This is a genomic window from Yinghuangia sp. ASG 101 (genome assembly GCF_021165735.1).
Classification (GTDB): Bacteria; Actinomycetota; Actinomycetes; order Streptomycetales; family Streptomycetaceae; genus Yinghuangia.
The window spans coordinates 3,920,179-3,944,950 of record NZ_CP088911.1 but is presented as its reverse complement, the minus strand read 5'-3'; the positions used below and the strand labels follow the sequence as shown (position 1 = coordinate 3,944,950).

Sequence of the window (24,772 nt, the reverse complement as noted above, 5' to 3'; positions counted from 1 at the left end):
GTCCCGGCGGACGCGGGACGGCCGGCCACCGCGTCCGGACCCGCGAACCGCTCATCCGTCCGCCCCGAACGCCACCAACTCCCTGCTGCGAGCCGAGCACGCCAGCCAGCCGACCCGGAAGGGCCGTACCGCCGTGACTGAGACCCCCTCCACCACCTACGCCGCCGCGGGCGTCGACATCGAGGCCGGCGACCGCGCCGTCGAACTGATGAAGACGTGGGTCGGCAAGGCCTCCCGCCCCGAGGTCCTGGGCGGCATCGGGGGTTTCGCGGGGCTCTTCGACGCGTCCGCGTTCAAGCGCTACGAGCGCCCGCTGCTCGCGACGTCGACCGACGGGGTCGGCACCAAGGTGGCGATCGCGCAGCGCATGGACAAGCACGACACGATCGGGCGCGACCTGGTCGGCATGGTCGTCGACGACCTGGTCGTGTGCGGTGCCGAGCCGCTGTTCATGACCGACTACATCGCCACCGGCAAGGTCGTCCCCGAGCGGATCGCGGCGATCGTGAAGGGCATCGCGGAAGGCTGCGTGCTGGCGGGCTGCGCGCTGGTCGGCGGCGAGACGGCCGAGCACCCCGGGCTCCTGGACCCCGACGAGTACGACGTCGCGGGCGCCGGGACGGGCGTCGTCGAAGCCGACAAGCTGCTCGGCGCCGAGCGGGTCCGCGAGGGCGACGCCGTGATCGCGATGGCGTCGTCCGGGCTGCACTCGAACGGCTACTCGCTCGTGCGCCACGTTCTCCTCACCCAAGCTGGATGGGCGCTGGACCGGAACGTGCCCGAGTTCGGCCGCACGCTCGGCGAGGAGCTTCTGGAGCCGACGCGCATCTACTCGCTGGACTGCCTCGACCTGGTCCGCCGCACCGAGGTGCACGCTTTCTCGCACGTCACCGGCGGCGGCCTGGCGGCCAACCTGGCCCGCGTGCTGCCGGACCACCTGGACGCACGCCTGGACCGCGCGTCGTGGAGTCCCGGGGCGGTCTTCTCGCTCGTCGCCGAGGTCGGGGGAGTCGCGCTGCCGGAGATCGAGAAGACGCTCAACATGGGCGTCGGCATGGTCGCCGTCGTCCCGGCCGGGGCGGTCGACACGGCTCTGGCGGTGCTCGCCGAGCGCGAGGTGCCCGCGTGGGTGCTCGGCCGGATCGAGGCCGGTACCGGCCAGGCCTCGCTGGAGGGGGCGTACGCACACTGAACCGGAGGTCGCGGGCGGGTCACACCGCCCGTACGCGACCGCTTCGCCGCGGCGGCCCGGCAGCGCGGCCGGGCCGGTGCCCCGGCCTGCCGTCACCGCCGGCGCGCGGGTCGAGGGCCCGCGGACATCGCGGAACGCACGGCGGCACACCACCGGGCGGCCCGGTGGTGTGCGACCCCAAAAACAGCAGAAAGGGCCCGGGACCGACCTGGGGAGGTCGGGTCCCGGACCGATCGGGTGCTGCTCCACCCCTGACACGGGAGGCGGACCGTCGGACGGAGCCGACGCGGGGATCAGCGTCGGCCGGTGCGACCGCCGTTGTCCTCGTCGTCGTCCTCGTCGTCGTAATAATCCGCATACGCCGCGTAGGGATCGTCGAGCTCGTCTTCATACGTGTCGTCCGACTGAACCTGCGGTTCATCGGCTGACGACACGCCCAGCTCTTCGGCCAGACGGTTCAGGTCCGTTCCGCCGCTGTTGTACTTCAGCTGGCGGGCGACCTTTGTCTGCTTGGCCTTGGCCCGGCCGCGCCCCATGGACTCGACCCCCTCAACGACGGGGCTCACGGCCCCGGGTCTTGACACGCGTTCACTATCAGGGACGGTTCGCCCAATTCCGAACCGGCCCGTGGTGCCTCAACGGTACCTGCTTCCGCGGCGCGACGGTACGTCGCCTGGGTGACAGGTGGGCTCGGACCCCGACCCGGCAACGCTGTTCCGGCTGGTCAGGGGCCTGATCACGGGTCCTTTGCCGTGCCTGACGATACCGTGTGATTCAGCTTCCAAGGTAGATCCCGCGCAGACGACCCACATCAGCCATCCGTCGTTCGGCGAGTCGGTCGGCCGCGACGGCCGGCGGAACGCCCTCTTCGGCGGCCAGTTCGAAGACCTTCGCGGTCGTCGCGCGGATGCCGGCGGCCTTGCGTTTGGCCCGGTCGAAGTCGAAGCCGTGCAACTCGTCGGCGACCTGGATCACGCCTCCGGCGTTCACCACGTAGTCGGGTGCGTAGAGCACGCCGCGGTCCGCGAGCGATTTGTCGACGCCGGGGTGGGCGAGCTGGTTGTTGGCCGCGCCGCACACGATCGAGGCGGTGAGGACCTGCACCGTGGCGTCGTCGAGCGCGCCGCCGAGGGCGCAGGGCGCGTACACGTCGAGGCTGTCGCGGATCAGCGCGTCGGTGTCGGTCGCGACGGCGACGGTCGGGTGTGCCGCGCGCACGCGGTCGACGGCCGCGGGGTCGACGTCCGTGATGACCACGTCCGCCCCGTCCTCCAGCAGGTGGGCGACGAGGTGCCTGCCGACCTTGCCGACACCCGCGACGCCGACGCGGCGGCCCCGCAGCGTCGGATCGCCCCAGCGGTGCTCCGCGCTCGCGAGCATGCCCTGGAAGACCCCGAAGGCGGTGAGCACGGAGGAGTCCCCGGCACCGCCGGAGTCGGGGGAGCGGCCGGTCACGAAACGGCATTCGCGGGCCACGACGTCCATGTCCTCGACGTAGGTGCCGACGTCACACGCGGTGATGTAGCGGCCTCCGAGCGACTGGACGAAGCGGCCGTACGCCCGCAGCAGCGCCTCGGTCTTGTCGCGGGCCGGGTCGCCGATGATGACGGCCTTGCCGCCGCCGTGGTCGAGCCCGGCGAGGGCGTTCTTGTAGGCCATGCCCTTCGCGAGGTTGAGGACGTCCTCGACGGCCGCGTCCTCGGTCGCGTACGGGTGGAACCGCGTGCCGCCGAGGGAGGGGCCCAGGGCGGTCGAGTAGACGGCGATGACGGCGCGCAGGCCGGTCGCCTCGTCCTGGCAGAAGACGACCTGCTCGTGGCCGGTGCCCCTGCCGAAAACGGGCCCCCGGGTGGGGGGCCGCGTGGTGGTGCCGGTTGTCGTGTCCGTCGCGCTTGTGGTCACTGTGGTGACTCCCGAGTCCGGCCCGCGGGGGTGGTCGCGGGCGACTGCCTCAACAGTAGTGCGGTGCGCCCCGGGCGACGGGGGCGAGGACTGGGCGATACGGGTGGGCCGGCGCGGGCCGCGATGACGGCGGCGGGCGCTGTCGGGGGCACCCGCCGGGATGGCCCCGGGCGGTCCGGCGGCCTGTCGGCGGCCGTGCGAACATTCCGTACGTGCGGACTTCGGTGGTGGCCCCCTACGCGGCGTATCTGCGTGTGTACGAACCTCTCGCGGCGTTTCCGGAACCCGAGCGCTCACGGTGGGCGGAGTATGTGCGCGATGTGCACTCCCGGCGTGTCTGGCGGGAGGGATCGACGGCGGAGCTGACCGCGGCGGAGCAGCGGGCGGCGTTGGAGAGCATCCTCGCGACCCCGCCGGAGCCGGCGCCGCCGCACGAGAGCGAGGACGCGTTCGTCGCGGAGATCGACGGCGTGCCGGTCGTGTGTCCGAGACAGACGCGGTTGCGCTGTTGGACCGCATTGGCCGAAATGCGCGAGGAATTCCCGCCTGTGGTGCTGGACGCTTTTTGGCCCAAAGTCGTTCTGGAACAGGCCGAGGCGGACCACGAGCGGTGGCGGGCCCGGAACCCTGACGTGCAGCCGCACATCCACAGCAGTACGTGGCACGTGCCCATGCGGTGGTTCGTGCTCTTCGCGCAGGACGAGCGCGTGCTCGTCACGCCGGACGGTCCGGAAGGCGCGGGCGGGGGCTGGGAACTGTACTACCGAACGCCGATGGTGCAAGCTCGGCGGCGGGTGGCCCGCGCGCTGCGCGTGCTGCGGGACACCTTGGAGGAGGGGGCGTTGATCATCGGACTCGAACATCTGGGCCGTTGGCTGGAAGAATTCCATCCGCGGGCGATGGTCGAACTCGACTTCGGTGGTCTGGTGCGGTTGATCCCGTCCGGCGACCTCGCCGAGGAGCGCACCGCGGAGCACGTCGCGGAGGGCCTGGCGGCTCTCGCGGCGGGTGACGGGGCGCGCGCGTCGGAGGCCTATCGGCGGATCACCGAACGGTGGTCCGCGGTGCGGGCTCTGGAGCATGCCAGCTGAGTGGACCAAAAGCGCAGTCGGCATGAATTTCTGAGATCAACATCTCATAGGGAGCATACGGCGGCGAATTGCTCGTATATGATGAATCGGACAAAGGGTGCCGTCGGCTCTTCGGTCCACGCCCCACCATGCAACAACAGGAGTTTGCTGTGGCTGGGGAGGATGAACGGTGCTGTTCGGTCGCATGTGACTCTTTGTCACTGGCGGGTAACTGTCCGCTATGTACGGTCCTTCGGGATCGCGCCTCTTGAGTGCTGCGATGCCAATTCCGGCGGTTTGACCAACCAGGGTCACCGGATGGTGTACTTGTACTGTGAAGGACAAGCCGTTCGTCCTATAACCGACTTGGCCCTCGACAACCATTTCGGGCATCGGGGGTCAAGGTGCAGAATTTGAAGAAAGAACCGTGCTTGGTTCGGTTCTCCCGAGGAGGCCGCTCATGACCGCTCGTACGCCTGATGCCGAGCCGCTGCTGACGCCGGCCGAGGTTGCCACCATGTTCCGCGTCGACCCGAAGACGGTCACGCGCTGGGCCAAGGCCGGCAAGCTCACGTCGATCCGCACCCTCGGTGGCCACCGTCGCTACCGCGAGGCGGAGGTTCGTGCCCTGCTTGCGGGTATCCCGCAGCAGCGCAGCGAGGCCTGATGCCGAGGCAGGGAAACCTGCATCAGCCGTTGTCTTGAGTGTCGCCCCCGGATCCCGCCGGATCCGGGGGCGATGCTTTTTTGCGTTTCCGGGGGTTCCGCCGGTGATTTTCACGGCGTGGCATCCTCGTAATCAGTAAAATATCACATACAATGCATGGCCTGTTTCCGGCCTCTTTTGAAAATCATTTCCAGTCAAAACCGTGACGTGTGTCACAGGGGATGGCCCACCGGCCTCCGCCCGGTTGGTTTGCCGGGGGTGCCGGGCGATACCGCCGCAAGACGCGCGGATCACGCGAACGCCGCGGCCGGCGTCACGGCCGGTGCCGTCGCGGTGTCCGCCCCGACCCTGAACTGACGGGTCATCAGGCGGCGACATTTCTGTCCTGCAACGGCTATTGACGATCTATCAGGTCCGGCACACAATCACGACTCTCAGCCGGTCGCCACGTCGACAAGACGGTGTGCGGCGGGCCCGCAAGTCCTCGCGAATCACGTACGGCAACACCGTGCTGCCCCGGCGGCCCCGTCAGGTGAACGACCGCAAATCCGTCAGGCCCTCGGCCCGGCGGTCCGTGAGGAGGAACCCTTGCCCCGACTCCTACACGTCGCAGGCCTGGCGCTGGTGCCGGTCCTGCTGATCGCCGGATGCAACTCCTCGACCACCGGCACCGACGACACGAACGACCGGTCGGACACGTCCGCGTCCCAAGGCCCGATCAAGATCGGCGGCGTGGTCTCGAAGACCACCGCCTCCGGCTACGGCAAGGCCGACACCGACCTCGGCGCCAAGGCCCGGTTCATGATGGCCAACGACGAAGGCGGCGTGAACGGACGGGAGATCGACTACATCGGGTCCGAGGACGACTTCCAGGACCCGGGCCGCACGATCACCGCGGTCCGCAAACTCGTGCAGCAGGACAAGGTGTTCGCCGTCGTCCCGGTCAGCACCGTGACCATCGGCGGCTCCGCCGACTTCCTCAACACCAACAAGACCCCGTACATCGGCTGGGGCACCCTGCCCGCGTTCTGCGACAAGCCGTACGGCTACGGCTACAACGGCTGCCTCGTGCCCAGCCCCGGCGGCACCGTCAGCACGTCCTGGCCCGGACAGCTCGCGAGCGTGCTCGGCGGCGGAGAGGGACGGACCGTGGCGCTCCTCGCCCAGGACAACGACGCCGGGAAGTTCGGCCTGCGCACCTACCAACAGGCCTTCCCCGGCGCGGGGTTCACCATCTCGTACGGCAAGGCCACGGTGCCCGGCACCGCGGTGCCCACCGACTGGAGCCCGTGGGTCGGCGAGATCATGTCGAGCAACAACGGCAAGGCCCCCGACGTCGTCGTCTCGATCATGCAGACGCCGGGCAACATCGGTCTGTTCGCGGCACTCAAGCGGGCCGGGTTCCAAGGCGTCCTGAGCGACGCGACCGACTACGACCCGTCGCTGCTGAAACAGGCCGCGGCGCGCGAAACGCTGCAGGACGTGCAGGTGTTCGTCCAGAACATGCCGTTCGAATCGACGCTTCCGGAGATGGCGAGGTTCAAGGAGTACATCGCCAAGGCCAAGGGCGAACCGGTCACGGAATGGAACCAGTCGATGATGGTCGGCTGGAACTCGGCCGATTTGTTCCTGGCGATCGCGAAACAGGCCGGGCCCAATCTGACCGTCGACGCGTTCCAGACGGCGGCGGCGAACTTCCGGGACACGTACGCGCTGGTCGGTGACCGGAAATTCCCCGAAGGCCGCAAGGAGTCGTTCGGCTGCGCCGCGATGGTACAGCTCAAAGGCGAGGCGTACACGATCACGTCTCCGTACAAGTGCTTCCCGACCGTGCCGTTCTCATGAGCGAGTTCGTCGGCTATGTCGTCAGCGGTCTGGTGACCGGGGCGATCTACGCACTGCTGGCCTCCGGGCTGGTGCTGGCCTACTCGGCCTCGGGGGTCCTGAACTTCGCGCACGGCGCCACCGCGTTCCTGTCCGCGCTGGTCTTCTACGAACTCAACCAGGGCCTGGGGTGGCCCGCCGTCCCGGCCGCGCTGTTCACCGTGTTCGTCTTCGCCCCCGGACTCGGCTGGGCGCTCGACGCGATCATGTTCCGCAGACTCGCCCGCCTCGGCGAGACACCGCAGATCGTGGCGACCATCGGCCTGCTGGTCGCGCTGCCCGCGATGGGCCTGTGGGCGGTCAAGCTGCTCACCGACGCCGGAGTGGATTTGGTGCCGGCGGAGAACCAGTACGGACTGCCCGGCGTGGGCCCGAACCCGCCCAGGCACTGGGAGGTGATGGACGGGGTCGGGATCGACTCGAACCAGTTGATCACCTGGATCGTCACCGCGGTGGTGGCGGTGGGGTTGTGGGTGCTGATGCGGCACACGCCGCTGGGCCTGCGGTTGCGGGCGTCGGTGGACAGCCGCACGCTCACCGAACTGCGGGGGGTGAGTGCGGACCGGTTGTCGGGGTTCGCGTGGATGCTGTCGGCGGGGCTGGCGGGCGCGGTCGGGGTGCTGGCCGTACCGCTGCTCGCGCTCAGCTCGTCCGACTACACGCTGCTGTTGTTCGTGTCGGCGGCGGCGGCCGTACTCGGCCGGTTCGTGTCGGTGCCGGTCGCGTTCGCGGGGGGTCTGCTGCTGGGGGTCGTGCAGAACCTGGTGGCGGGGTACGCGCCGTCGTGGACGGAGCGGATCACCGGGTTCCGTACCGCGGTGCCGTTCATCTTGTTGTTCGTGGGGTTGCTGGTGTTGTCGCGGGGGCGGCGGAGTGCGGGGACGGCGGCGGTGGATGCGCCGCCGCCGGATTATCTGGCGGGGATGCCGGTGTGGCGGCGGTGGGCGCCGTGGGTGGCGTCGGGGGTGTTCCTGGCGGTGAGCCTGTACACGTGGACGACCGCGTTCTGGATCGGCCTGATCGCGCAGGGCCTGGCGGCGTCGCTGGTGTTCCTGTCGTTCACGGTGGTGACCGGGCTGGGGGGGATGGTGAGTCTGGCGCAGGCGACGTTCGTGATGGCGTCGGCGCTGACCGCCGGGCTGCTGATGAGCCACGGGGTGCCGTTCCTCGTCGCGCTGGTGGTCGGAACCGTCGTCGCGGCGCTGTTGGGTGTGGTCGTCGCGCTGCCGGCGTTGCGGTTGTCGGGGCGGATGCTGGCGCTGGCGACGCTCGCGCTGGCGTTCCTGGGTGATCAGGTGCTGTTCCAGATGCGGTGGCTGCGCAACGGGGATGAGGGGTGGGAGGTTCCGCGGCCGGTGGTGGGGCCGGTGGATCTGTCGGACGACCGGGCGCTGGCGTTGTTCCTGCTGGTGGTGGTGGCGTTGGTGGTCGTGGTGATTCGGAATCTGGAGGATTCGGCGTCGGGGCGGGCGATGCTGGCGGTGCGGTCGGCGCCTCCGGCGGCGATGGCGTCGGGTGTGTCGGTGGTGCGGACGAAGCTGGCGCTGTTCGCGATCTCGGCGGGCATCGCCGGGTTCGGCGGGGTGTTCCTCGCGTCGTTCTCCACGCGTGTCACCGCGACCGATTACACGGCGATGAACGGGCTGGTCTGGCTGGCGATCGCGGTCGCCGCGGGGGTGCGCAGGCCGCAGTTCGCGGTGGTCGCGGGGCTGACGTTCTCGCTGTTCCCGCACATCATGGAGGACTACGTCACCGACTCGCCCCACCTGCCCGTCATCCTGTTCGGCCTCGCCGGCCTCGCGCTGGCCGGGAATCCCGAGGGCTACATCGTGCAGCTCACCGAAGGGCTGCATGCTCTGCGGGCCAAGGCGGTGCGCCGCGGGTCGGTGCCCGACCCGGCGCGGGCGGCGGCCGTGGCGCGCAAGGAATCCGTCACACCCGCACCGGCCGAAGCGTCGTCGCCCGGGCACGCCGCCGACGCGGAGGTGCTGCTGCGGCTGCGCGGGGTGCGGGCGGGGTACGGCGACGTCGAGGTGCTGCACGGTGTCGACCTGGACATCCGCGCGGGATCGATCACCGCGCTGCTCGGCGCGAACGGCGCCGGCAAGACCACCACGTGCGCGGTCGCCGCGGGCCTGCTCACGCCGAGTGCGGGCAGCGTCGAACTGGCCGCGGGTGAAGGGGTGTTCCGCGACGTCACCCGGTTGTCGGCGGTACGCCGGTCACGGGACGGCGTGCTCCTGGCACCGGAGGGGCGCGGCATCTTCCCGTCGCTCACGATCGACGAGAACCTCGCGATGTGGCTGCGCTCCGGCGACGAACGCGACCGCGCGTACGAGCGGTTCCCGGACCTGGCGGCGCGCCGCAAGGTGGCCGCCGGTGCGCTGTCGGGCGGTGAGCAGCAGCAACTGACCATGGCACCGCTGCTGGTGCGCCCGCCGCGCGTGTTGATCGCCGACGAGCCGTCCCTCGGTCTCGCGCCGCTGGTGGTCGACGAGATCTTCCGGTTCGTGGTGGAACTCCGGGATCGGGGCGTCGCGTTGCTGCTGGTGGAGGAGAAGGCGGCGGAGATCCTGACGGTCGCCGACACGGTCGCGTTCATGCGCGTCGGCACGGTCTCGTGGACCGGCCCGCGCGACGAGGTCGACGAGAACCGGCTGACGTCCGCGTACCTCGGCCTCGCGGCGGAGGAGGCACCGCGGGACCGGGACCGGATGCGCGGCAGAGGGGAGGTGACGCGGTCGTGAGCGCTACGACTCCGGTGACCGGATCCCCCGAACCCGCGGCGCCGTCCGCGGTGTTGCGGGCCGAGGGTGTCGGTGTCGCGTTCGGCGGCATCCGGGCGCTGCACGACGTCACGGTGGAGGTGCGCACCGGCGAGGTCTGCGGATTGATCGGTCCCAACGGCGCCGGGAAGACGACGTTGTTCGACGTGCTGTCGGGTATCCGCAGGCCCGACACGGGCGTGGTGCGGTTCGCCGCGGACGACGTGTCGGGGCGCGGCCCGGTGTGGCGTGCCCGGCACGGGGTGCGCCGCACGTTCCAGCGGCAGCAGCTGTTCGGGCGGCTGACCGTGCGCGACAACCTCGTCGTCGCGGCGGAGTGGCGCGGCGGGGGCGGCGGCGTCGGCGCGGATCTGCTGGCGTTGCCCGGTCGGCGGCGGCGCGAACGGGAGCGCCGGGCCCGCGCCGAGGAGATTCTGGAGCTGTGCGGCCTCACCCGGTTGCGGGACGTGTACGCCGGAACGCTGCCGGTCGGGCAGGCGCGCATGGTGGAACTCGCCCGCGCCGTGGTGGACACCCCCAAGGTGCTGCTGCTCGACGAGCCGGCGTCGGGCATGTCGGCGGCGGAGCGCATGTGGCTCGCCGAGGTCGTCCGCCGCCTGGCCGATCAGGAGCGGTGCGCGGTGCTGCTGGTGGAGCACGATGTCGCGTTCGTGATGGGGCTGGCCTCGCGGGTGGTGGTGCTGAACCTCGGCGAGGTCCTCGCGGAGGGGTCGCCCGCCGAGGTGCGTGCGGAGCAGGCGGTGCGGGACGCGTATCTCGGGACGGGGTGAGCGGGCGGGACCGCCCCGTCCCCGGCCGGGGCGGTCCCGCCGTACCGCGGTGCCGGGCGCGCTCACTCCCGCACGCCGATCGCCTCGGCGGCGTTGGCGCGCAGCAGCAGCCGGGCCGGGAGGACGGTCGCGGTGACCGCGAGGGCCGCCGCGGCGCCGAGGATCACGCAACAGGTGAGCGGTGGGGCGTACACCGTGCCGGTGCCGGTCATGCCCCGGGCGTAGGCGCTCAGTGTGAGCCACGCGATCGCCGTGCCGAGGACGACGGCGAGCAGCAGGGTGACCAGCGTCTCCCAGCGCAGCATCCGCATGACCTGCGGGCGGGTCATGCCCACCAGCCGGAGCAGGGCGAACTCGCGGCCTCGGGCGGAGGTCGCCATCACCAGGGTGTTGACCACCGCGATGGCGGTGAACGCGATGATCAGGCCCATCGCGACGAGGTTGACCTGGGCCTGGGTGCCCTGCCGGTCCTTGCGGACGGCCTCCGCCTCGCCGCGGTCGAGTACGCGGACGCCGGGGTACGCGGCGGTCGCGGCGTCGAGGGCCCGCGCGACGGTGTCCGGGGCGTCGGTGGGGCCGGTGCGCACCAGCACCTGCTCGGCGAGCGGATGGTCCACGTGTGCCGCGACCAGGTCGTGCGGCATCGTCAGGTCGCCGAAGCCCAGGCCGCGTTCGTACACCGCGACGACGCGCAGCCGGACCCGCACGCCGTCGCCGAGCGTGACCTCCAGGTCGTCGCCGACGGAGACGTTCTTGATGCGCCGGGCGGATTCGCTCACCGCGACGGTCCCCTCGGCGAGGTCGGCCGGGTTCCCGGACGTCGTGCCGAGGTCGAGCATGTCGGCGAAGCCGTCGGTGGTGACGCCTTGGGCGGTGAACTTGTCCTGCCCGGCGCGCACGGTGGTCCGGATGATCTCGGTGGCGCCCGCGACGCCGGGCACGGCCCGGATGGCGTCGACCGCGGCGCCGGGGACGCCCGGACCGGACGAGGCCACGACGTGGTCGGCGCGGCTCCCCGCCGCCATCTGGGCCTCGGCGGCGTGTGCGGTGGTGGTCTGGCTGAAGAGGATCGTCGACGCCATCGCGATGGCGAGGGTCAGCGGGGTGACGACCGCCGCGACGTCGCGGGGGCGCGTGCGCGAGTTGCCCGCCGCGAGTCGGCCGCCGAGCGGGGACAGCAGGCGCATCGGTCCGGAGAGCAGGGCCAGGCCGCCGCGCGCGAGGAGCGGGCCGAGCAGGGCGATCGCGATGACGGCGAGCACCACGGACACGAACATGACCGGGGTCGCGGCCGGTTCGACGTGCAGGCCGCGCAGCACCGCCAGGAGGACGCCGTAGCCGGCCAGCAGGAGGACGCCGGCGAGGGTACGGGCCTTGCCCACGCGGTCGGGTTCGATCGCCGCGTCGGTCAGGGCCTCGGTCGGGCGGACGCGGGCGGGGCGCCGGGCGGAGACGCGCGCGGCGGCCCACGCGGCGGCGAGAGTGGCCAGGACGGCGGCGAGTGGCGGGAAGGGGCTGTGGGCGAGTTCGAGGCTCTTGGGCATGGCGCCCACCGCGACGAACCGCGTGTGCAGCCACGCCGACAGCGCGAGGCCCGCGAACGCGCCGAGCCCGCCCGCGAGCAGGCCGATGAGGACGGCCTCCAGGCCGACCATGCGCCGGATCTGGCGGGGGGTCGCGCCGACCGCGCGCAGCAGCGCGAGTTCGCGGCGCCGCTGGTTCAGGGACAGGGCGAAGGTCCCGGCGACGACGATGATCGCGACCAGCAGGGATGTGCCCCCGAGGGCGCCGCCGAGGCTGACGAGGGTCACGCGGGCCTTGCCGGCGTCGAGGAATTCCGCGGGGCCGCGGGCGTCGCCGGTGCGTACTTTCGCGGTGGTTCCGTCCAGGGCGTCGCGGGCGGCTCGGGCGAGGTCGCCGGTGTCGGTGCCGGGCGCGGGCAGGAGGCCGACCGCGGCGACCCGGCCGGGGTGGCCGGCGAGGCGTTCGGCCTCGGGGGCGGCGAAGAAGAGCGCGGACTGCCGGGCCAGGCCGTCGCGGTCGTCCGGTGCGGCGATCCCGGTGACGCGGTAGGTCTTGGGCGCCGCGGTGGACTGCACGGTGACGGCGTCGCCGACCGCCGCTCCGGCGCGGGCCGCCAGCGCGGCGTCGAGGACGACGTCGTCGGGGCCCGCGGGGGCGTCGCCCGCGGTCAGGGTGAAGGGGGTGAGTACCGCGGAGTCCCAGGCGTGGCCCCAGGACGGGCCGTCGCCGGGGCCTTTCAGGGGGTGTCCGTCGGCGGTGAACACCGTGGCGTCGAAGGTGAGTTCGGGGACGACGGCGCGTACGCCGGGCAGTGCGGCGAGGCGGTCCGCGGTGGCGGCGTCGAGCCAGGCCCGCTCGGTGAGGGGCTTGGACTTGGTCTTCTCCTTGCCCTTCTTGTGCTTGGTCCAGTGCAGGTCCTGGTCGGCGGTGACAACGACGGGGGTGCCGGCGTACCGCTCGGCGGGTATGCCGCCGCGCAGGCCGGTTTCGAGGAGGACACCGCACGCGGTGATCAGGGCGGCGGCGCACAGCAGTGCGGTGAACGCGCCGGCGAACCCGCTTTTGCGGGCGCGCAGGGTGGACCAGGCCAGGCTGAGCATCGGGACTCCGTGGTCGGTGGGCGTCGTGCGCGGGGGCGCCGGGTGGTCAGTCGCGGGTCGCGGCGGGGTCCTCGTGGTCCGGCCCGGGCCTGTGGGTCGCGCCGGGGTCGGGGTCGGGGAACGCGAGGAAGCGGGTCCGGACGAGGCGGACGCCGGGCGGCAGCGTGTCCGGGTCGCGCTTGTAGCGGTTGGTCAGCGCGATGAACTCCTCGAAGAACTCGGCGAGTTCGTCGACCGTGACGTGGACGGTGCCGCGCGAGTACGGGGCGGCGTCGGCCCACGGGTCGTCGGCGGGGGTGTCGTGCCGGTAGCGGACGAACGCCTCGATGTCGGCGGCGAAGGAGAGCCGGTTCATCTCGTCGAGGGCCGCCCGCATGTCCGGGGTCTGGCGGCTGCGCGGCGGGAAGCGGAGGTCGGCGCGTACCGCCCGCCACCAGCGCTCGCGGCCGTGCGCCCCGTCCGGGGAGATCTCCTCGACGAAGCCGTGGCGTGCGAGTTCGCGCAGGTGGTAGCTGGTGGCGCCGGTATTGAGGCCGAGCGCGCGGGCCAGTCCGGCCGACGTGGCGGGGCCGCGGCCGGTCAGGTGGCGCATGATCCGGCCGCGCCGGGGGTGGGCGAGGGTCTTCAGGGCCGCGAGGTCGTCGATCTCGCGGGGTGGCGGGGGCGGTGCCTCGGCCGCCTCGGCCGCGTCCCGCGCCGGTTCCGCTTGGTCTGCCATACCGCCACGCTAGGAGTGCACAGGTTTCTGTGCACTGGTGCCGCCCCCCGGATCGGAGAGGGGGGACAACCCCCGTACGGCTCGGTGGGGCGGGGCGGGGGCCGTGATTCCGACCACCTTGTCCGGCCGAACCTTTCGGGCGAACTCGGGTCGGAAGTATGGTTCTCGTATTCGGAAGGAAGGTTCTCCACAGGGGAGACCCAGGCCACGGCGCGACTCTGCTCAAGGCGGACACTTGACCGACAGTGACCCCGGTCCCGCGGCGATCCCCGAACCAGGCCCCACACCGGCTCCCGGACGCGGCTCCGACCTGTACCGCGTCGCCCGCGTGGACGGCATCCCCATGTCGGCCCTCGTCGCCGAGGCCCCGGAGCCGCGTGCGGTCGTCGTGGCGCTGCACGGCGGCGCGACCACGTCGGCGTACTTCGACTGTCCGAAGCGTCCCGATCTGTCGCTGGTGCGGCTCGGTGCCGCCGTCGGGTTCACCGTGGTCGCCCTCGACCGGCCCGGCTACGGCGCCTCCGCCCCGTGGGCCGCCGGCATGGCGTCGCCCGCCCGCCGGGTGGACCTCGCGTACGCCGCCGTGGACGCCCTGCTGCCGTCCCGGCCCCGGGGCGCCGGCGTGTTCCTCATGGCCCACTCGCTGGGCTGCGAGCTGGGCATCCGGATGGCCGGCGACAAGCGCGGCGCCGACCTGCTGGGCCTGGAGCTCGCCGGGACCGGCCGCCGGTACCACCAGGGGTCCGTGGACGTCCTCGCGGCGACCAAGAAGCCGGGGGCGTCCCGTGCGATGCGCATCGCGCTGCGCGACGTGCTGTGGGGCGCGCGCAGCCTTTATCCGCCCGGCATCCACGGCGGTGCGGTGCTCGCGTCGGCGGCACCCGCGTACGAAGCCGAGGCACGCACGTTCTCGCAGGACTTCGGGGCGTTCGCCGAGCGCGTGCGCGTCCCCGTGCAGTACACGCTCGGCGCGTACGAGTCGGTGTGGAGCCCCGGGCCCGAGGCGCTGGCCGACGTCGCGGCGCTGTTCACCGCGTCGCCCCGCGTCGCCGTCAACGAGCAGGCGGACAGCCCGCACAATCTGAGCGTCGGGCTGACCGCGCGGGCGTACCACCTCAAGGTCCTGGCCTTCGCCGAGCAGTGCGCGGTCGCCCGGGAGAACGCGGAGCCGTGGGGGCGGGACGCCCGCGCCAGCGGCGCCGTGCCGGGTCCGGGTCCGGGTCGGGGCGGGGGGTGACGCCCGGCACCGACCGTGCACTGTCGACGCGTTCGTTCGGAAATCCGGTCCGGACGGCCGTCCTGCCGACTTGTCCTCGGCCTGCGGCGACGGACGCCGCGGGCCCCCGCTCCACCCGAACGCGATCTTTGGAGGCAGCTGTGCGGGAACCACGCGCCCGACGCTCCGAATTGGCAACACCGGCCAGCAGCGAGCGTATGTGTGAGAAGGCCGCCGGATCCGGCGCCGACCTGGTCTTCCTCGACCTGGAGGACGCGTGCGCGCCCTCCGCCAAGGAGGCGGCGCGCGGCATCGCGGTGAACGCGCTCACGAGCCAGGACTGGGGGCACACCGTCCGCGCGGTCCGGGTCAACGGCCTCGACACGCCGTGGTGCCACGACGACATCATCGAGATCGTCACGGGCGCCCGGAACGACGTGGACGTGCTGATCGTCCCGAAGGTGCGCTCGGCGCGCGACGTGTGGTGGGTGGACGTGCTGCTCACCCAGTTGGAGACCAAGCTGCGGCTGCCCCGGCAGATCGGGCTCGAAGTCCTCATCGAGGAGGCCGAGGGGCTGTCCAACGCGGCCGAGATCGCCAAGGCGAGCCCCAGGCTCGAAGCGATCATCTTCGGCGCGGGCGACCTGTCGGCGTCGATGAAGGCGCGGGTCGACGGCAACTTCGACCCGGTCGGCCCCTACCCCGGGGACTTCTGGCACTTCGCGCGCGTGCAGGTCCTCGCGGCGGCGCGCGGCGCGGGCATCGACGCGATCGACGCGCCGTTCCCCGCGTACAAGGACCCCGAGGGCTACCGCACGTCGGCGACGCACGCGAGCCTGCTCGGCTTCGACGGCAAGTGGGCCATCCACCCGAGCCAGATCGCCATCGCCAACGAGGTCTTCGCACCGACCGCGCGGGAGGTCGCCGAGGCGCACGAGGCCGTGGAGATCTACCGCAAGTCCGAGGAAGAGGGCGTCGGCGCGATCGGCCGCGACGGCCGCCTCGTCGACGCCGCGCACATGCGCCTGGCGGCGAACACGCTGCACAAGGCCGCGCTCGCGGGCGTGGAGTCGTCGGCCTGAGCGCGCGTCCGACGCGCGAACCCCCGCGCCGTGCGGTGACACGGCCGCGGGGGTCGCCCGGCGTTCCCCGCGCGGATGCGCGCGGGGCCGCGGGGACGGGAGCGGTGCCTCGTTGGCGGTCCGTCGCGCGGACGCCGGCCACGGCGTTCGGCCCACCCGTCCGGTCCGGCCGAGGCAGTACGGCCGGACCGGGGACGGCGGCCGGGCTACTTGCCGGCCAGGCGCTCCACGATCGGGGCGAAGCTGTCGACCTGCGCCTGCTGGACGCTGACGTAGTTGGCACCGAACGTCTCGCGGCGCGCCACGAGGCGGTCGGCGATCTCGTCGACGGTCCCCACCAGCACGTTGGGGTGGTCGGCGAGGACTTCCGGCGCCACGCGCATCAGGCCCGCCACACGCTCGATCGCGGCGTCCTTGTCGTCGGTGATCTCGGTGAAGTACGGCGAGGCCTCGATGTCGAGGCCGGGGAAGCGGTCCCCGGCCGCGGTACGGACGTAGTCGAGGCGGCGCACGGCCTCCTCGGCGGGCGTGAGGCCGTCGTCGTTCACCGCCTGGAAAGGCACGTTGTTGATGCTCACGATGTCGGCCTCGCGCGCGGCGAGGGAGAGCACCCGCTTCTTCCCGCCGCCGATCATGATCGGCGGGCGCGGCGACTGCACCGGGCGCGGCAGTCCGGAGTACCCGCTGACGTTGACGAACTCGCCCTTGACGTCGAGCGGTTCGCCGAGCCAGTGGGCCTTGAGGAGGGCGACGACCTCTTCGAGCTTGCTGATCCGGCGCGGTGCCGTGTCGAACGTGAGGCCCATCGCCTCGTATTCGGCGGAGCTCCAGCCGGCGCCGATGCCGAATTCCAGCCGGCCGTCCGAGAGCAGGTCGAGCGTGGCCGCCTCCTTCGCCAGGGCGGCGGGCACGTGGTAGTCGATGCAGAAGACGCGGCACCCCACCCGCAGCGTCTCGGTGACCGCCGCCGCGGTCGCCATCGCCGTGATGGGCGCGAGGTGCTGCGGCGGCAGGCTGGCGGCCTTGGCCGCCGGGCCCGGGCCCAGGTAGTGGTCGGCCACGAACAGCGTGGAGTAGCCCAGTGATTCGACCTTGCGGGCAAGGTCCCGCCACTGGGCTCCCGACGTGGCCTTCGTGCCCTGGACCGCGAAGCGGAAGGGACGTGTCATCTGTATCACCTCTGAGAATGTCGTACTCGCAAAAGTTAGTATGACCTCCTAGTATCTCGACAACAACGTTCTTCGATTATGCGAAGCAAGTTCTCATTTCGGCGGAAGGGCGGCGACCATGGTCCGAGGCACCAGGAGACGCACCACACTCGCGGAACACGAGAACCGATGGAACCCCTGGACGGATTGAGGTCATGCACGCTCTCGAAGGCATCCGGGTCCTGGACCTCGGCACCTACATCGCCGGGCCGTACTGCGCCACCGTGCTCGGCGAGTTCGGCGCCGAGATCATCAAGGTCGAACGGCCCCGCACCGGTGACAACCTGCGCCGGTTCGGCACCGACACGGAGTGCGGCGACACCCTGGTGTGGCTCAGCGAAAGCCGCAACAAGCGGTCGGTGACGCTCGACTTCGGCGACCCGCGAGGTCTGGAGATCCTGCGCGACCTCATCAAGACCGCCGACGTCGTGATCGAGAACTTCCGGCCCGGCGTGATGGAGAAGTGGGGCCTGGGCTACGACGCGATCGCGGAGCTGAACCCGCGCGCGGTGCTCGTGCGCGTCTCCGCGTACGGCCAGACCGGTCCGCTGCACCACCTGCCCGGGTTCGCCCGCGTCGCGCACGGCTTCTCGGGCCTGGCGTACCTCGCCGGCGAGCCGGACGGCCCCCCGGTGACCCCCGGCTCGACGTCGCTGGCCGACTACACCACCGGGCTGTACGGCGTCATCGGCGTGCTGCTGGCGCTGCGCGCGCGGGAGGCCACCGGCAAGGGCCAGTGCATCGACCTCGCGCTGTACGAGACGATCTTCCGGCTGATGGACGAACTCGTGCCCGCGTACCAGAAGTTCGGCTACGTCCGGGAGCGGATGGGCGCCGACACCGTCAACGTCGTCCCGCACAGCCACTACGAGACGAAGGACGGGCGCTGGATCGCCATCGCCTGCTCCAACGACGTCATGTTCGCCCGCCTCGCCGGTGCCATGGAGCGTCCCGAACTGGCCGCGGAGGACCAGTTCGGCCCCAAGGAACGCCGGTTGGCGGCCCGCGGCCAGGTCAACGGGATCGTCGCCGACTGGGTGGCGTCGCTGCCGCGCGACGAGGTGATCGACCGGTGCCGCAAGGCCTCCGTCCCGTGCGGCCCGCTCAACTCCATCGCGGACATCTTCGAGGACGAGCAGTACGCGCACCGCGAGAACATCGTCACGCACGACTCCCGGATCGGTCCGCTGGCCGTTCCCGGCGTGCTGCCGACGCTCTCCGACACACCGGGAGAGATCCGCTGGCTGGGGCCGGCCCTCGGCTCCGACACCGACGACGTGCTCACCGGGCTGCTGGGGCGCACGGCCGCCGAGATCGCGAAGCTGCGCGACGAGGGCATCGTCTGACGGGCGCGACCCGGACTTCACCGAGCTGTCCAAGACCGACCAGAGATCGAGAACCAACCATGGGAATCACCGTCACCGAACTCGGACCGACGACCGGCGTCGCGATCGAGGGGTTGTCCGGCAGCCAGTTGGTCGACCGGAGCGTCGCCGACGAATGCCTCGCGCACCTCGACCGGCGCGGGGTCGTCATCTACCGCGAAGCCAACATCAACGACGACGACCTGGTCGCCTTCACCCGCCTCCTCGGGCAGGCCGTGCCGCTGCCGATGGGCGGCGACCCGGACCACCCGGAGATCCAGCGGATCACGCGCGACGCCTCGCAGAGCCCGCTCGCGGCCTACCGTGAGGCGACGTTTTTCTGGCACATCGACGGAACGACGGACGAGGTCCCCAACAAAGGGACGCTGCTGACCGCCCGCCGGGTGTCGGACGACGGCGGCGGCGACACCGAGTTCGCCAACACGTTCGCGGCGTACGAGGCGCTGTCCGACGCGGAGAAGGCCGAGATCGAGGGGCTGCGCGTGGTGCACAGCTTCGCCGCGTCGCAGCTCCTCGTCTACCCGAACCCCTCCGAGAAGGAGCGGGCCGCCTGGGACCGCAACCCCTCGCGGGAGCACCCCCTGGTGTGGACGCGCCGCAGCGGCCGGAAGTCGCTGCTGGTCGGCGCGACCGCCGGCGAGGTCACCGGACGCTCCGCCGAGGAGGGCCGCGCGCTGCTCGACCGGCTCCTGGAGTGGTCGACCCAGCCGCAGTTCACCCTGCGGCACCAGTGGCGCCAGGGCGACCTGGTCATCTGGGACAACACGGGAATGCTGCACCGCGCCCTGCCGTACAGCCAGGCGTCGGCGCGCCTGATGCACCGCACCTCGCTCGCGGGCGAGGAAGCGGTCGCGTAACCCGCACACAGCCCCGCGTGAACCCCGTGGACGCGGGGACGCATGCTGGAGAGCCACCGCTGTCGGAGCCGGCCGCGCCCTCGCGGGTGTGGTCGGCTTCACGGCGGCTCAACCATGAGAGGAGAATCGCCAAGTGTCCCAGCGACGAACGGCAATTGTCACCGGCGGCGGGTCGGGCATCGGACGGGCCATCGCCCACCGTCTGGCCTCCGACGGATTCGCGGTCGCCATCCTCGACCTCAACACCGAGTCGGCGGAGCGGGTGGCCGAGGAGATCACCAAGGACGGCAGCGAGGCTGTCGCCTTCGGCGGGGTCGACGTCTCGGACCGCGCCAAGGTGGACGCGGCGGTCGCGAAGGTCCGCGACACTCTCGGTCCGGTACTTGTGCTGGTTAACAATGCCGGTCTCACCGCGTTCGACCCGTTCCTGAAGATCGGGGACGAGCTGTGGGACCGGGTCATGGCCGTGAACCTCAACGGCACGTTCTACTGCACCCAGGCGGTCCTCCCCGACATGGTCGCGGCCAAGTGGGGGCGCATCGTCAACATCTCGTCGTCGAGCACCCACTCGGGGCAGCCGTTCATGACCCACTACGTCGCCGCGAAGTCGGCGGTCGTGGGTCTGACGAAGGCCCTGGCGCTGGAGTTCGGCCCCAAGGGCGTCACGGTGAACACGATCCCGCCCGGGTTCGTCGACACCCCGATGCTGCGCGGCTCCGAGGAGCAGGGCCTGCTCGGCGGCTCGGTCGACGAGCACGCCAAGCGCACGCCGGTCCGGCGCGCGGGGCGTCCCGAGGACATCGCCAACGCGTGCGCGTTCCTCGTGTCGGACGAGGCGGGCTACATCACCGGGCAGATCATCGGCGTCAACGGCGGTCGCAACACCTGACGCGCGTTTCCTCCGGTCTCGGGCCTGATCTCGGGCCTGATCTAGGGCCTGATCTCGGGCCTCCTGTCACGGACCTCCGGCCGCGGGCCTCGGCAAGATCCTTCCTTGCCGAGGCCCGACGCACGCGTGGAGTGCGCGCGTGCGCGGTTCGGCCGCGAGGCACCTGATCGGGTGGTGTTCGCGCGCCGACGACCGCCGCACGTTCGAAAACCCGTCGAATTCCTGCCATTTCCTGGGCTTTGTCGCGTTACACCAAACGGTTGCCCCCTGTGATACTCGGTGACCGTCTGCGACTGACGCCGTCGCCGAGGAGGAGATGAGCATGGACGGGCCGGAAGACGCCACATCGCGCCGGCGGTTCCTGGGCATGGCCGGCGCCGCGGCGACGTCCGCGACGCTGTGGCAGGTCATGACCGGGGCCGCCCCCGCCACCGCGGCGACCGCCACCGCGGCGACCGCCACCGACGCGCCCGGTGCCGCCCGGCAGGCGGGCGGCGGCAGGACGGTGGCGATCCTGGGGGCCGGTCCCGCCGGGCTCGCGTCCGCGCTCAGGTTCCACGAAGCGGGCTTCCGGGTCACGGTCCTGGAGGCGCAGGGCCGCGTCGGGGGCCGCACGTTCACCGCCCGTCCGGGCGACACGGTCACGGAGGTCTGGGACGACGGGGCGGTGCACACCCGGACCTGCCGCTTCGACCAGGGGCTCCACCTCAACCTCGGCGCGGGCCGCATCCCGTACGTCCACCAGCGGGTCATCGACTTCTGCCGCGTGCTCAAGGTGCCGCTGGAGCCGTACATCCACACGACCACCGCGAACCTGTTCCAGTCGGACAAGGCGTGGGGCGGCGCGCCGCAGCCCAACCGCCGGATCGCCAACGACACGCGCGGGTACGTCGCCGAACTCCTCGCCCAGGCGGTGCTCAAGGGGAGTTTCGACGACGGGCTGAGCCCCGCGCAGCGCGAGCAACTCGTGAGCCTCCTCGTCGAGTTCGGCGCGCTCGACGGCACCGACAACAGCTACCTGGGCTCGACGCGGTCCGGCCTGGCGAAGGTGCCGACCGTGGCCCAGGCCGAGGAGCCCGTCGAGCCGCTGCTCCTGCGCGACCTGCTCGCCGGCGAGTTCTGGACGCGCGGCTTCTACCAGGACACCAACCTGCACTGGCACACCACGTCGTTCCAGCCGGTCGGCGGGATGGACGCCATCTGGCGGCAGGCCGCCGCGGCGCTGCCGAGCGGCACCATCGCGTTCGACTCGCCGGTGCACCGCATCGAGCTGGCGGGGGAGGGCGTCACGGTCGGCTGGACGGACAACGGCACCGATCGTGCCGAGCGGTTCGACGTCTGCCTCAGCAACATCCCGCTGCCCGTCCTGCACAGGAAGGTCGAACTGGCCGGTTTCACCGCCGAGTTCGAGGCCGCCGTGCGGGACGTCCCCTACGCTCCCGCGTGCAAGGTCGGCTGGCAGGCGAACGAACGGTTCTGGGAGTCCGAGAAGTACCGGATCTTCGGCGGCATCAGCCGCCTCGACCACGAGATCCAGCAGATCTGGTATCCGTCCCACGACTACTTCTCGCCCACCGGCAAGGGCACGCTGACCGGCGCGTACACCTCGTACGAGGAGGCGGTCACGCACGGCCGCCGGCCGCACGAGGAACGGCTCGACGTCGCCCGCGCCGCCGCCGCGAAGCTGCACGAGGAGTTCGCGAGCGACGCGATCGTCCCGACGGACCGGGCGATCTCGATCGCCTGGCACAAGGTCCCCCACCAGCTCGGTGCGTGGGCCGACTGGAGCCCCGACGTTCCCGAGCACAAGGAGATGTATTCGACGCTGATCCACCCCCAGGGGGAGAACAACTTCCTCGTGATCGGCGACCAGGTCTCCGCGCTGCCGGGTTGGCAGGAGGGCGCGCTGATGTCGGCCGAGTGGGCGTACGAGCTGATCACCGGCGGCACGCGGTCGGTGCGCGCGCCGGTCCGGCGGGTGCCGCACGCCCGAAGCCTGACGACCGGCGGGAGCTGACACCGGTCGGCAGGCTTCGGGCGTGTGTCAGCCCAGGTCGGCGCCGTAGACGTGGTCGACCGCCATGGTCATGAGCACCCGGCGATCGGCCACCATCACGGACCGGTATTCGTCCCAGTCCGGGTGCTCGCCGGCGGCCTTGCGGTAGTAGTCGACCAGCGCCTCGACCTCGGGGCCGTGCGGGTCGGTGCCGGGCCCCACGAGCGTCACGGTGCCCTCGGCGGTCGCCCAGGAGCGGCCGTCGGGGCTCGTGACCTCCAGGGCGGCCCGGGGGTCGCGGCGCAGATTCGCGGTCTTGGCGCGGCCCTCGGTCATCGAGACGTAGAGCAGGCCCGCCTCGCCGTCGTAGAAGGGCAGGACGGGCGACAGCTGCGGCCGGCCGTCCGATTTGAGGGTCGCGAGGACTCCGAGCCGGCTGTCGGCGAGCAGCGTGCGCGGGTTGAACGGTGTCTCGGTCATGCTCACGGTCAAGTGGGCGGCCGACACCGGGTATTCCCGCCGGGCGTGGCGGGGCACGGCGGCGTTCGGCCGTTCGCGGCACTCGCGTCGTGGTCCTGGGCCGGTACGGACGAGCGAAGGCGGGCCATGACGGGCCTCGCGGGGCGCGGGGCGGCTGCGCGGCGCGTTCGCCCGTCTGGTCGAATACGCGGTGGAGAAGATCGTCCGGGGCCTGTGGGTCCATCCGGTCAGTGAAGGAGCCGCCGCCCTCATGCACGCCATCGTCTCGCCCGGCCGGCCGCGGACCGCGTCATGAGCGGCCTCCCGAGCAACGTCGTGGCCAGGGTCGAGCACGGGATCGGCCGCATCACCCTCGACCGTCCGCGGGCCATCAACGCGTTGTCGCACCCCATGGTGCGCGCGATGGACCGCGCGCTGGCGGCCTGGGCCGACGACGACGCGGTACGCGCGGTCGTGGTCGACGGGGCCGGCGAGCGGGGGCTCTGCGCGGGCGGCGACATCCGCGCCTTCCGCGACGACGCGCTCGGGGACGGCACCGCGACCCCGGTCTTCTGGGTGGACGAGTACCGGCTCAACGCGCGGATCGCCCGCTATCCCAAGCCGTATGTCGCGCTCATGGACGGCATCGTGATGGGCGGCGGCGTCGGCATCTCCGCGCACGGTTCGGTGCGCGTGGTCACCGAGCGGACCCGACTGGGGATGCCCGAGGTCGGCATCGGGCTGGTCCCCGACGTCGGCGGCAGCAGGCTGCTGGGCCGGGCGCCCGGACTGCTCGGCACGCACATCGCGCTCACCGCGTACGCCATGGACGCGGGCGACGCGATCCACTGCGGATTCGCCGACCACTTTGTCCCGTCCGACCGCCTCCCGGACCTGCTGCGCGCGTGCGCCGACGGCGACGTGTCGGCGGCCGTGCGCGCGCACGCCGAGGCCGCGCCCCCGAGCCGCCTGGCCGAGGACGCCGCGTGGGTCGACGCCTGCTACGCGGCGCCGACCGTCGAGGAGGTGCTGGTCCGGCTCCGCGACGCGGGCGAGGCGGCGTCGTCGGCGGCCAAGGAGATCGAGGGCAACTCCCCGACGTGTGTCAAGGTCGCGTTCCGCGCGCTGCCGTCCGCGGCCGAACTACCCACGCTGGAGGACGCGTTGGAGCAGGAGTACCGCATCTCCACGGCCTGCCTGCGCACCGCGGACCTCATCGAGGGCATCCGCGCGCGGATCGTCGACAAGGACCGCGACCCGAAGTGGTCGCCGGCGACGTTGGCCGAGGTCGGCGACGAGGCCGTCGACCGGTTCTTCGCTCCCGCGGACCGGCGCGTGTTCGGCTGACGGCAGCCGCGTCCCGTCACTCCGCGGTGCCGGGGTTCTCCGACAGCCATTCCGCGAGGGACACCCCCGCCGAGAGCACGTGCCGCTCGGCGACGTCCCTGGCCTGGCGCGCTCGGCCGTCGCGGAGTGCGCGCAGCAGCTCGTCGTGCTCGCCCGATTGGTCGTGCATCGGGATCACCTCCAGGTAGTTGGAGGGGATCAGCCGCACGGCCTGCCGGATCAGCGACAGCAGGTGCGGTGACCGGGAAGCCTCGTTGATGATGCGGTGGAACCGCCAGTTCAGGTCGACCAGGCCGTGGTCCTGAGCGGCCGAGTCGCGGGCGGAGGCCAGCTCTTCGAGGCGGGCGATGTCGTCCGGGGTGATCCGGTCCGCGGCCCACTCGGCGGCCTTGCCGCTCAGTGTGGCGAGAATCGCGAAGTTGTCGACGGTCGCCTCGGGGGAGACGCCGATCACCTTCACGCCGCTGCGCGGCGCGATCTCGACGAGGCCCTGGAACGAGAGTTCGAGCAGGGCCTCGCGCACCGGGGTGCGGCTGATGCCGAACTCGGCGGAGATCTCGTCCAGATCGAGGCGGGCGCCCGGCCGCAGGGCGCCGGTGAGGATGCGGTCCCGAAGCTCGCGCTCGGCGCGCTGCCTCACGGTCCCGCCGATCGAGTTCGCCAGCGTCTTCGCCACGGTGACGAGTGTAACGCAGCAGGACATCTGGCATCTGATATATC

Annotated in this window: 20 protein-coding genes; 13 read left to right on the top strand and 7 right to left on the bottom strand. The window is 71.8% G+C overall.

All coding sequences use genetic code 11. The features are described from left to right. Positions 1-133 precede the first annotated feature (133 nt). A complete protein-coding gene (gene purM / locus LO772_RS16810) occupies positions 134-1,192 on the top strand; it encodes a phosphoribosylformylglycinamidine cyclo-ligase (RefSeq protein WP_231779213.1) in 1,059 nt (352 codons plus the stop codon). A gap of 293 nt (positions 1,193-1,485) precedes the next feature. Here purM and LO772_RS16805 read toward each other — a convergent pair whose 3' ends face one another. Further along, entirely contained in the window at positions 1,486-1,758 is a 273-nt protein-coding gene (locus LO772_RS16805; protein WP_231779212.1) for a DUF3073 domain-containing protein, read from the bottom strand. Positions 1,759-1,966: 208 nt separating this feature from the next. Continuing rightward, positions 1,967-3,094 (bottom strand): Glu/Leu/Phe/Val family dehydrogenase, encoded by a 1,128-nt coding sequence (locus LO772_RS16800; RefSeq protein ID WP_231779211.1) that lies wholly within the window; start codon positions 3,092-3,094, stop codon positions 1,967-1,969. A 212-nt stretch (positions 3,095-3,306) separates the two neighbouring features. Between LO772_RS16800 and LO772_RS16795 the strand changes: the two genes are divergently transcribed. From LO772_RS16795 to LO772_RS16775, 5 genes are all read left to right on the top strand, one after another. Further along, the gene (locus tag LO772_RS16795; protein WP_443089427.1) at positions 3,307-4,185 is read left to right on the top strand and encodes a hypothetical protein; all 879 of its coding nucleotides are present in this window, start codon (positions 3,307-3,309) and stop codon (positions 4,183-4,185) included. Between the two features lie 439 nt (positions 4,186-4,624). Then, positions 4,625-4,831, top strand: coding sequence for a developmental transcriptional regulator BldC (bldC, locus tag LO772_RS16790; protein ID WP_003949541.1), 207 nt, complete (start codon positions 4,625-4,627; stop codon positions 4,829-4,831). A gap of 588 nt (positions 4,832-5,419) precedes the next feature. After that, entirely contained in the window at positions 5,420-6,676 is a 1,257-nt protein-coding gene (locus LO772_RS16785; protein ID WP_231779210.1) for an ABC transporter substrate-binding protein, read from the top strand. Then, positions 6,673-9,462, top strand: a complete 2,790-nt coding sequence (locus LO772_RS16780) for an ABC transporter permease subunit (RefSeq protein WP_231779209.1) — start codon at positions 6,673-6,675, stop codon at positions 9,460-9,462. Before LO772_RS16785 ends, LO772_RS16780 begins: the two co-directional genes overlap by 4 nt. Beyond that, complete coding sequence (locus LO772_RS16775; RefSeq protein ID WP_231779208.1) at positions 9,459-10,271, top strand: ABC transporter ATP-binding protein; 813 nt, start codon at positions 9,459-9,461, stop codon at positions 10,269-10,271. The genes LO772_RS16780 and LO772_RS16775 overlap by 4 nt, the downstream gene beginning before the upstream one ends. Before the next feature lie 62 nt (positions 10,272-10,333). Here LO772_RS16775 and LO772_RS16770 read toward each other — a convergent pair whose 3' ends face one another. Together LO772_RS16770 and LO772_RS16765 are read right to left on the bottom strand one after the other, a co-directional pair. Beyond that, the gene (locus LO772_RS16770) at positions 10,334-12,895 is read right to left on the bottom strand and encodes an ABC transporter permease (RefSeq protein WP_231779207.1); all 2,562 of its coding nucleotides are present in this window, start codon (positions 12,893-12,895) and stop codon (positions 10,334-10,336) included. A gap of 46 nt (positions 12,896-12,941) precedes the next feature. Continuing rightward, positions 12,942-13,613 carry an ArsR/SmtB family transcription factor gene (locus LO772_RS16765; protein WP_231779206.1) on the bottom strand — a complete coding sequence of 224 codons (672 nt, stop codon included), beginning with the start codon at positions 13,611-13,613 and terminating at the stop codon, positions 12,942-12,944. 235 nt (positions 13,614-13,848) lie between these two features. Between LO772_RS16765 and LO772_RS16760 the strand changes: the two genes are divergently transcribed. Then, positions 13,849-14,850: an alpha/beta hydrolase gene (locus tag LO772_RS16760; protein ID WP_231779205.1), complete on the top strand. Its 1,002-nt coding sequence runs from the start codon at positions 13,849-13,851 to the stop codon at positions 14,848-14,850. After that, on the top strand, positions 14,754-15,911 hold the full coding sequence (locus LO772_RS16755) for an HpcH/HpaI aldolase/citrate lyase family protein (protein ID WP_331717338.1): 1,158 nt from the start codon (positions 14,754-14,756) through the stop codon (positions 15,909-15,911). Before LO772_RS16760 ends, LO772_RS16755 begins: the two co-directional genes overlap by 97 nt. 206 nt (positions 15,912-16,117) lie before the next feature. Here LO772_RS16755 and LO772_RS16750 read toward each other — a convergent pair whose 3' ends face one another. After that, positions 16,118-17,080, bottom strand: a complete 963-nt coding sequence (locus tag LO772_RS16750) for a TIGR03621 family F420-dependent LLM class oxidoreductase (protein WP_231779203.1) — start codon at positions 17,078-17,080, stop codon at positions 16,118-16,120. A 194-nt stretch (positions 17,081-17,274) separates the two neighbouring features. Here LO772_RS16750 and LO772_RS16745 point away from each other — a divergent pair, with 194 nt between their 5' ends. The 4 genes from LO772_RS16745 to LO772_RS16730 all read left to right on the top strand — a co-directional run bounded on the left by LO772_RS16745 (position 17,275) and on the right by LO772_RS16730 (position 22,267). Continuing rightward, positions 17,275-18,465, top strand: a complete 1,191-nt coding sequence (locus tag LO772_RS16745; protein WP_231779202.1) for a CaiB/BaiF CoA transferase family protein — start codon at positions 17,275-17,277, stop codon at positions 18,463-18,465. A 59-nt stretch (positions 18,466-18,524) separates the two neighbouring features. Beyond that, complete coding sequence (locus tag LO772_RS16740; protein ID WP_231779201.1) at positions 18,525-19,361, top strand: TauD/TfdA dioxygenase family protein; 837 nt, start codon at positions 18,525-18,527, stop codon at positions 19,359-19,361. A gap of 133 nt (positions 19,362-19,494) precedes the next feature. Further along, positions 19,495-20,250 (top strand): SDR family NAD(P)-dependent oxidoreductase, encoded by a 756-nt coding sequence (locus LO772_RS16735; RefSeq protein WP_231779200.1) that lies wholly within the window; start codon positions 19,495-19,497, stop codon positions 20,248-20,250. A gap of 322 nt (positions 20,251-20,572) precedes the next feature. Beyond that, on the top strand, positions 20,573-22,267 hold the full coding sequence (locus LO772_RS16730) for a flavin monoamine oxidase family protein (protein ID WP_231779199.1): 1,695 nt from the start codon (positions 20,573-20,575) through the stop codon (positions 22,265-22,267). A 27-nt stretch (positions 22,268-22,294) separates the two neighbouring features. Here LO772_RS16730 and LO772_RS16725 read toward each other — a convergent pair whose 3' ends face one another. After that, positions 22,295-22,726, bottom strand: coding sequence for a PPOX class F420-dependent oxidoreductase (locus LO772_RS16725; RefSeq protein ID WP_231779198.1), 432 nt, complete (start codon positions 22,724-22,726; stop codon positions 22,295-22,297). Between the two features lie 291 nt (positions 22,727-23,017). Here LO772_RS16725 and LO772_RS16720 point away from each other — a divergent pair, with 291 nt between their 5' ends. Further along, positions 23,018-24,052, top strand: coding sequence for an enoyl-CoA hydratase/isomerase family protein (locus tag LO772_RS16720; protein ID WP_231779197.1), 1,035 nt, complete (start codon positions 23,018-23,020; stop codon positions 24,050-24,052). Between the two features lie 16 nt (positions 24,053-24,068). Here the strand turns inward: LO772_RS16720 and LO772_RS16715 are convergent, their stop codons facing one another. Beyond that, positions 24,069-24,728, bottom strand: a complete 660-nt coding sequence (locus LO772_RS16715; RefSeq protein WP_231779196.1) for a GntR family transcriptional regulator — start codon at positions 24,726-24,728, stop codon at positions 24,069-24,071. Positions 24,729-24,772 lie beyond the last annotated feature (44 nt).

Coding starts and splice junctions, on each gene's coding strand:
- bldC (WP_003949541.1), top strand. CDS start 4,625: ATGACCGCTCGTACGCCTGATGCCGAGCCGCTGCTGACGCCGGCCGAG.
- LO772_RS16780 (WP_231779209.1), top strand. CDS start 6,673: ATGAGCGAGTTCGTCGGCTATGTCGTCAGCGGTCTGGTGACCGGGGCG.
- LO772_RS16770 (WP_231779207.1), bottom strand. CDS start 12,895: ATGCTCAGCCTGGCCTGGTCCACCCTGCGCGCCCGCAAAAGCGGGTTC.
- LO772_RS16765 (WP_231779206.1), bottom strand. CDS start 13,613: ATGGCAGACCAAGCGGAACCGGCGCGGGACGCGGCCGAGGCGGCCGAG.
- LO772_RS16750 (WP_231779203.1), bottom strand. CDS start 17,080: ATGACACGTCCCTTCCGCTTCGCGGTCCAGGGCACGAAGGCCACGTCG.
- LO772_RS16745 (WP_231779202.1), top strand. CDS start 17,275: ATGCACGCTCTCGAAGGCATCCGGGTCCTGGACCTCGGCACCTACATC.
- LO772_RS16740 (WP_231779201.1), top strand. CDS start 18,525: ATGGGAATCACCGTCACCGAACTCGGACCGACGACCGGCGTCGCGATC.
- LO772_RS16730 (WP_231779199.1), top strand. CDS start 20,573: ATGGACGGGCCGGAAGACGCCACATCGCGCCGGCGGTTCCTGGGCATG.
- LO772_RS16725 (WP_231779198.1), bottom strand. CDS start 22,726: ATGACCGAGACACCGTTCAACCCGCGCACGCTGCTCGCCGACAGCCGG.
- LO772_RS16720 (WP_231779197.1), top strand. CDS start 23,018: ATGAGCGGCCTCCCGAGCAACGTCGTGGCCAGGGTCGAGCACGGGATC.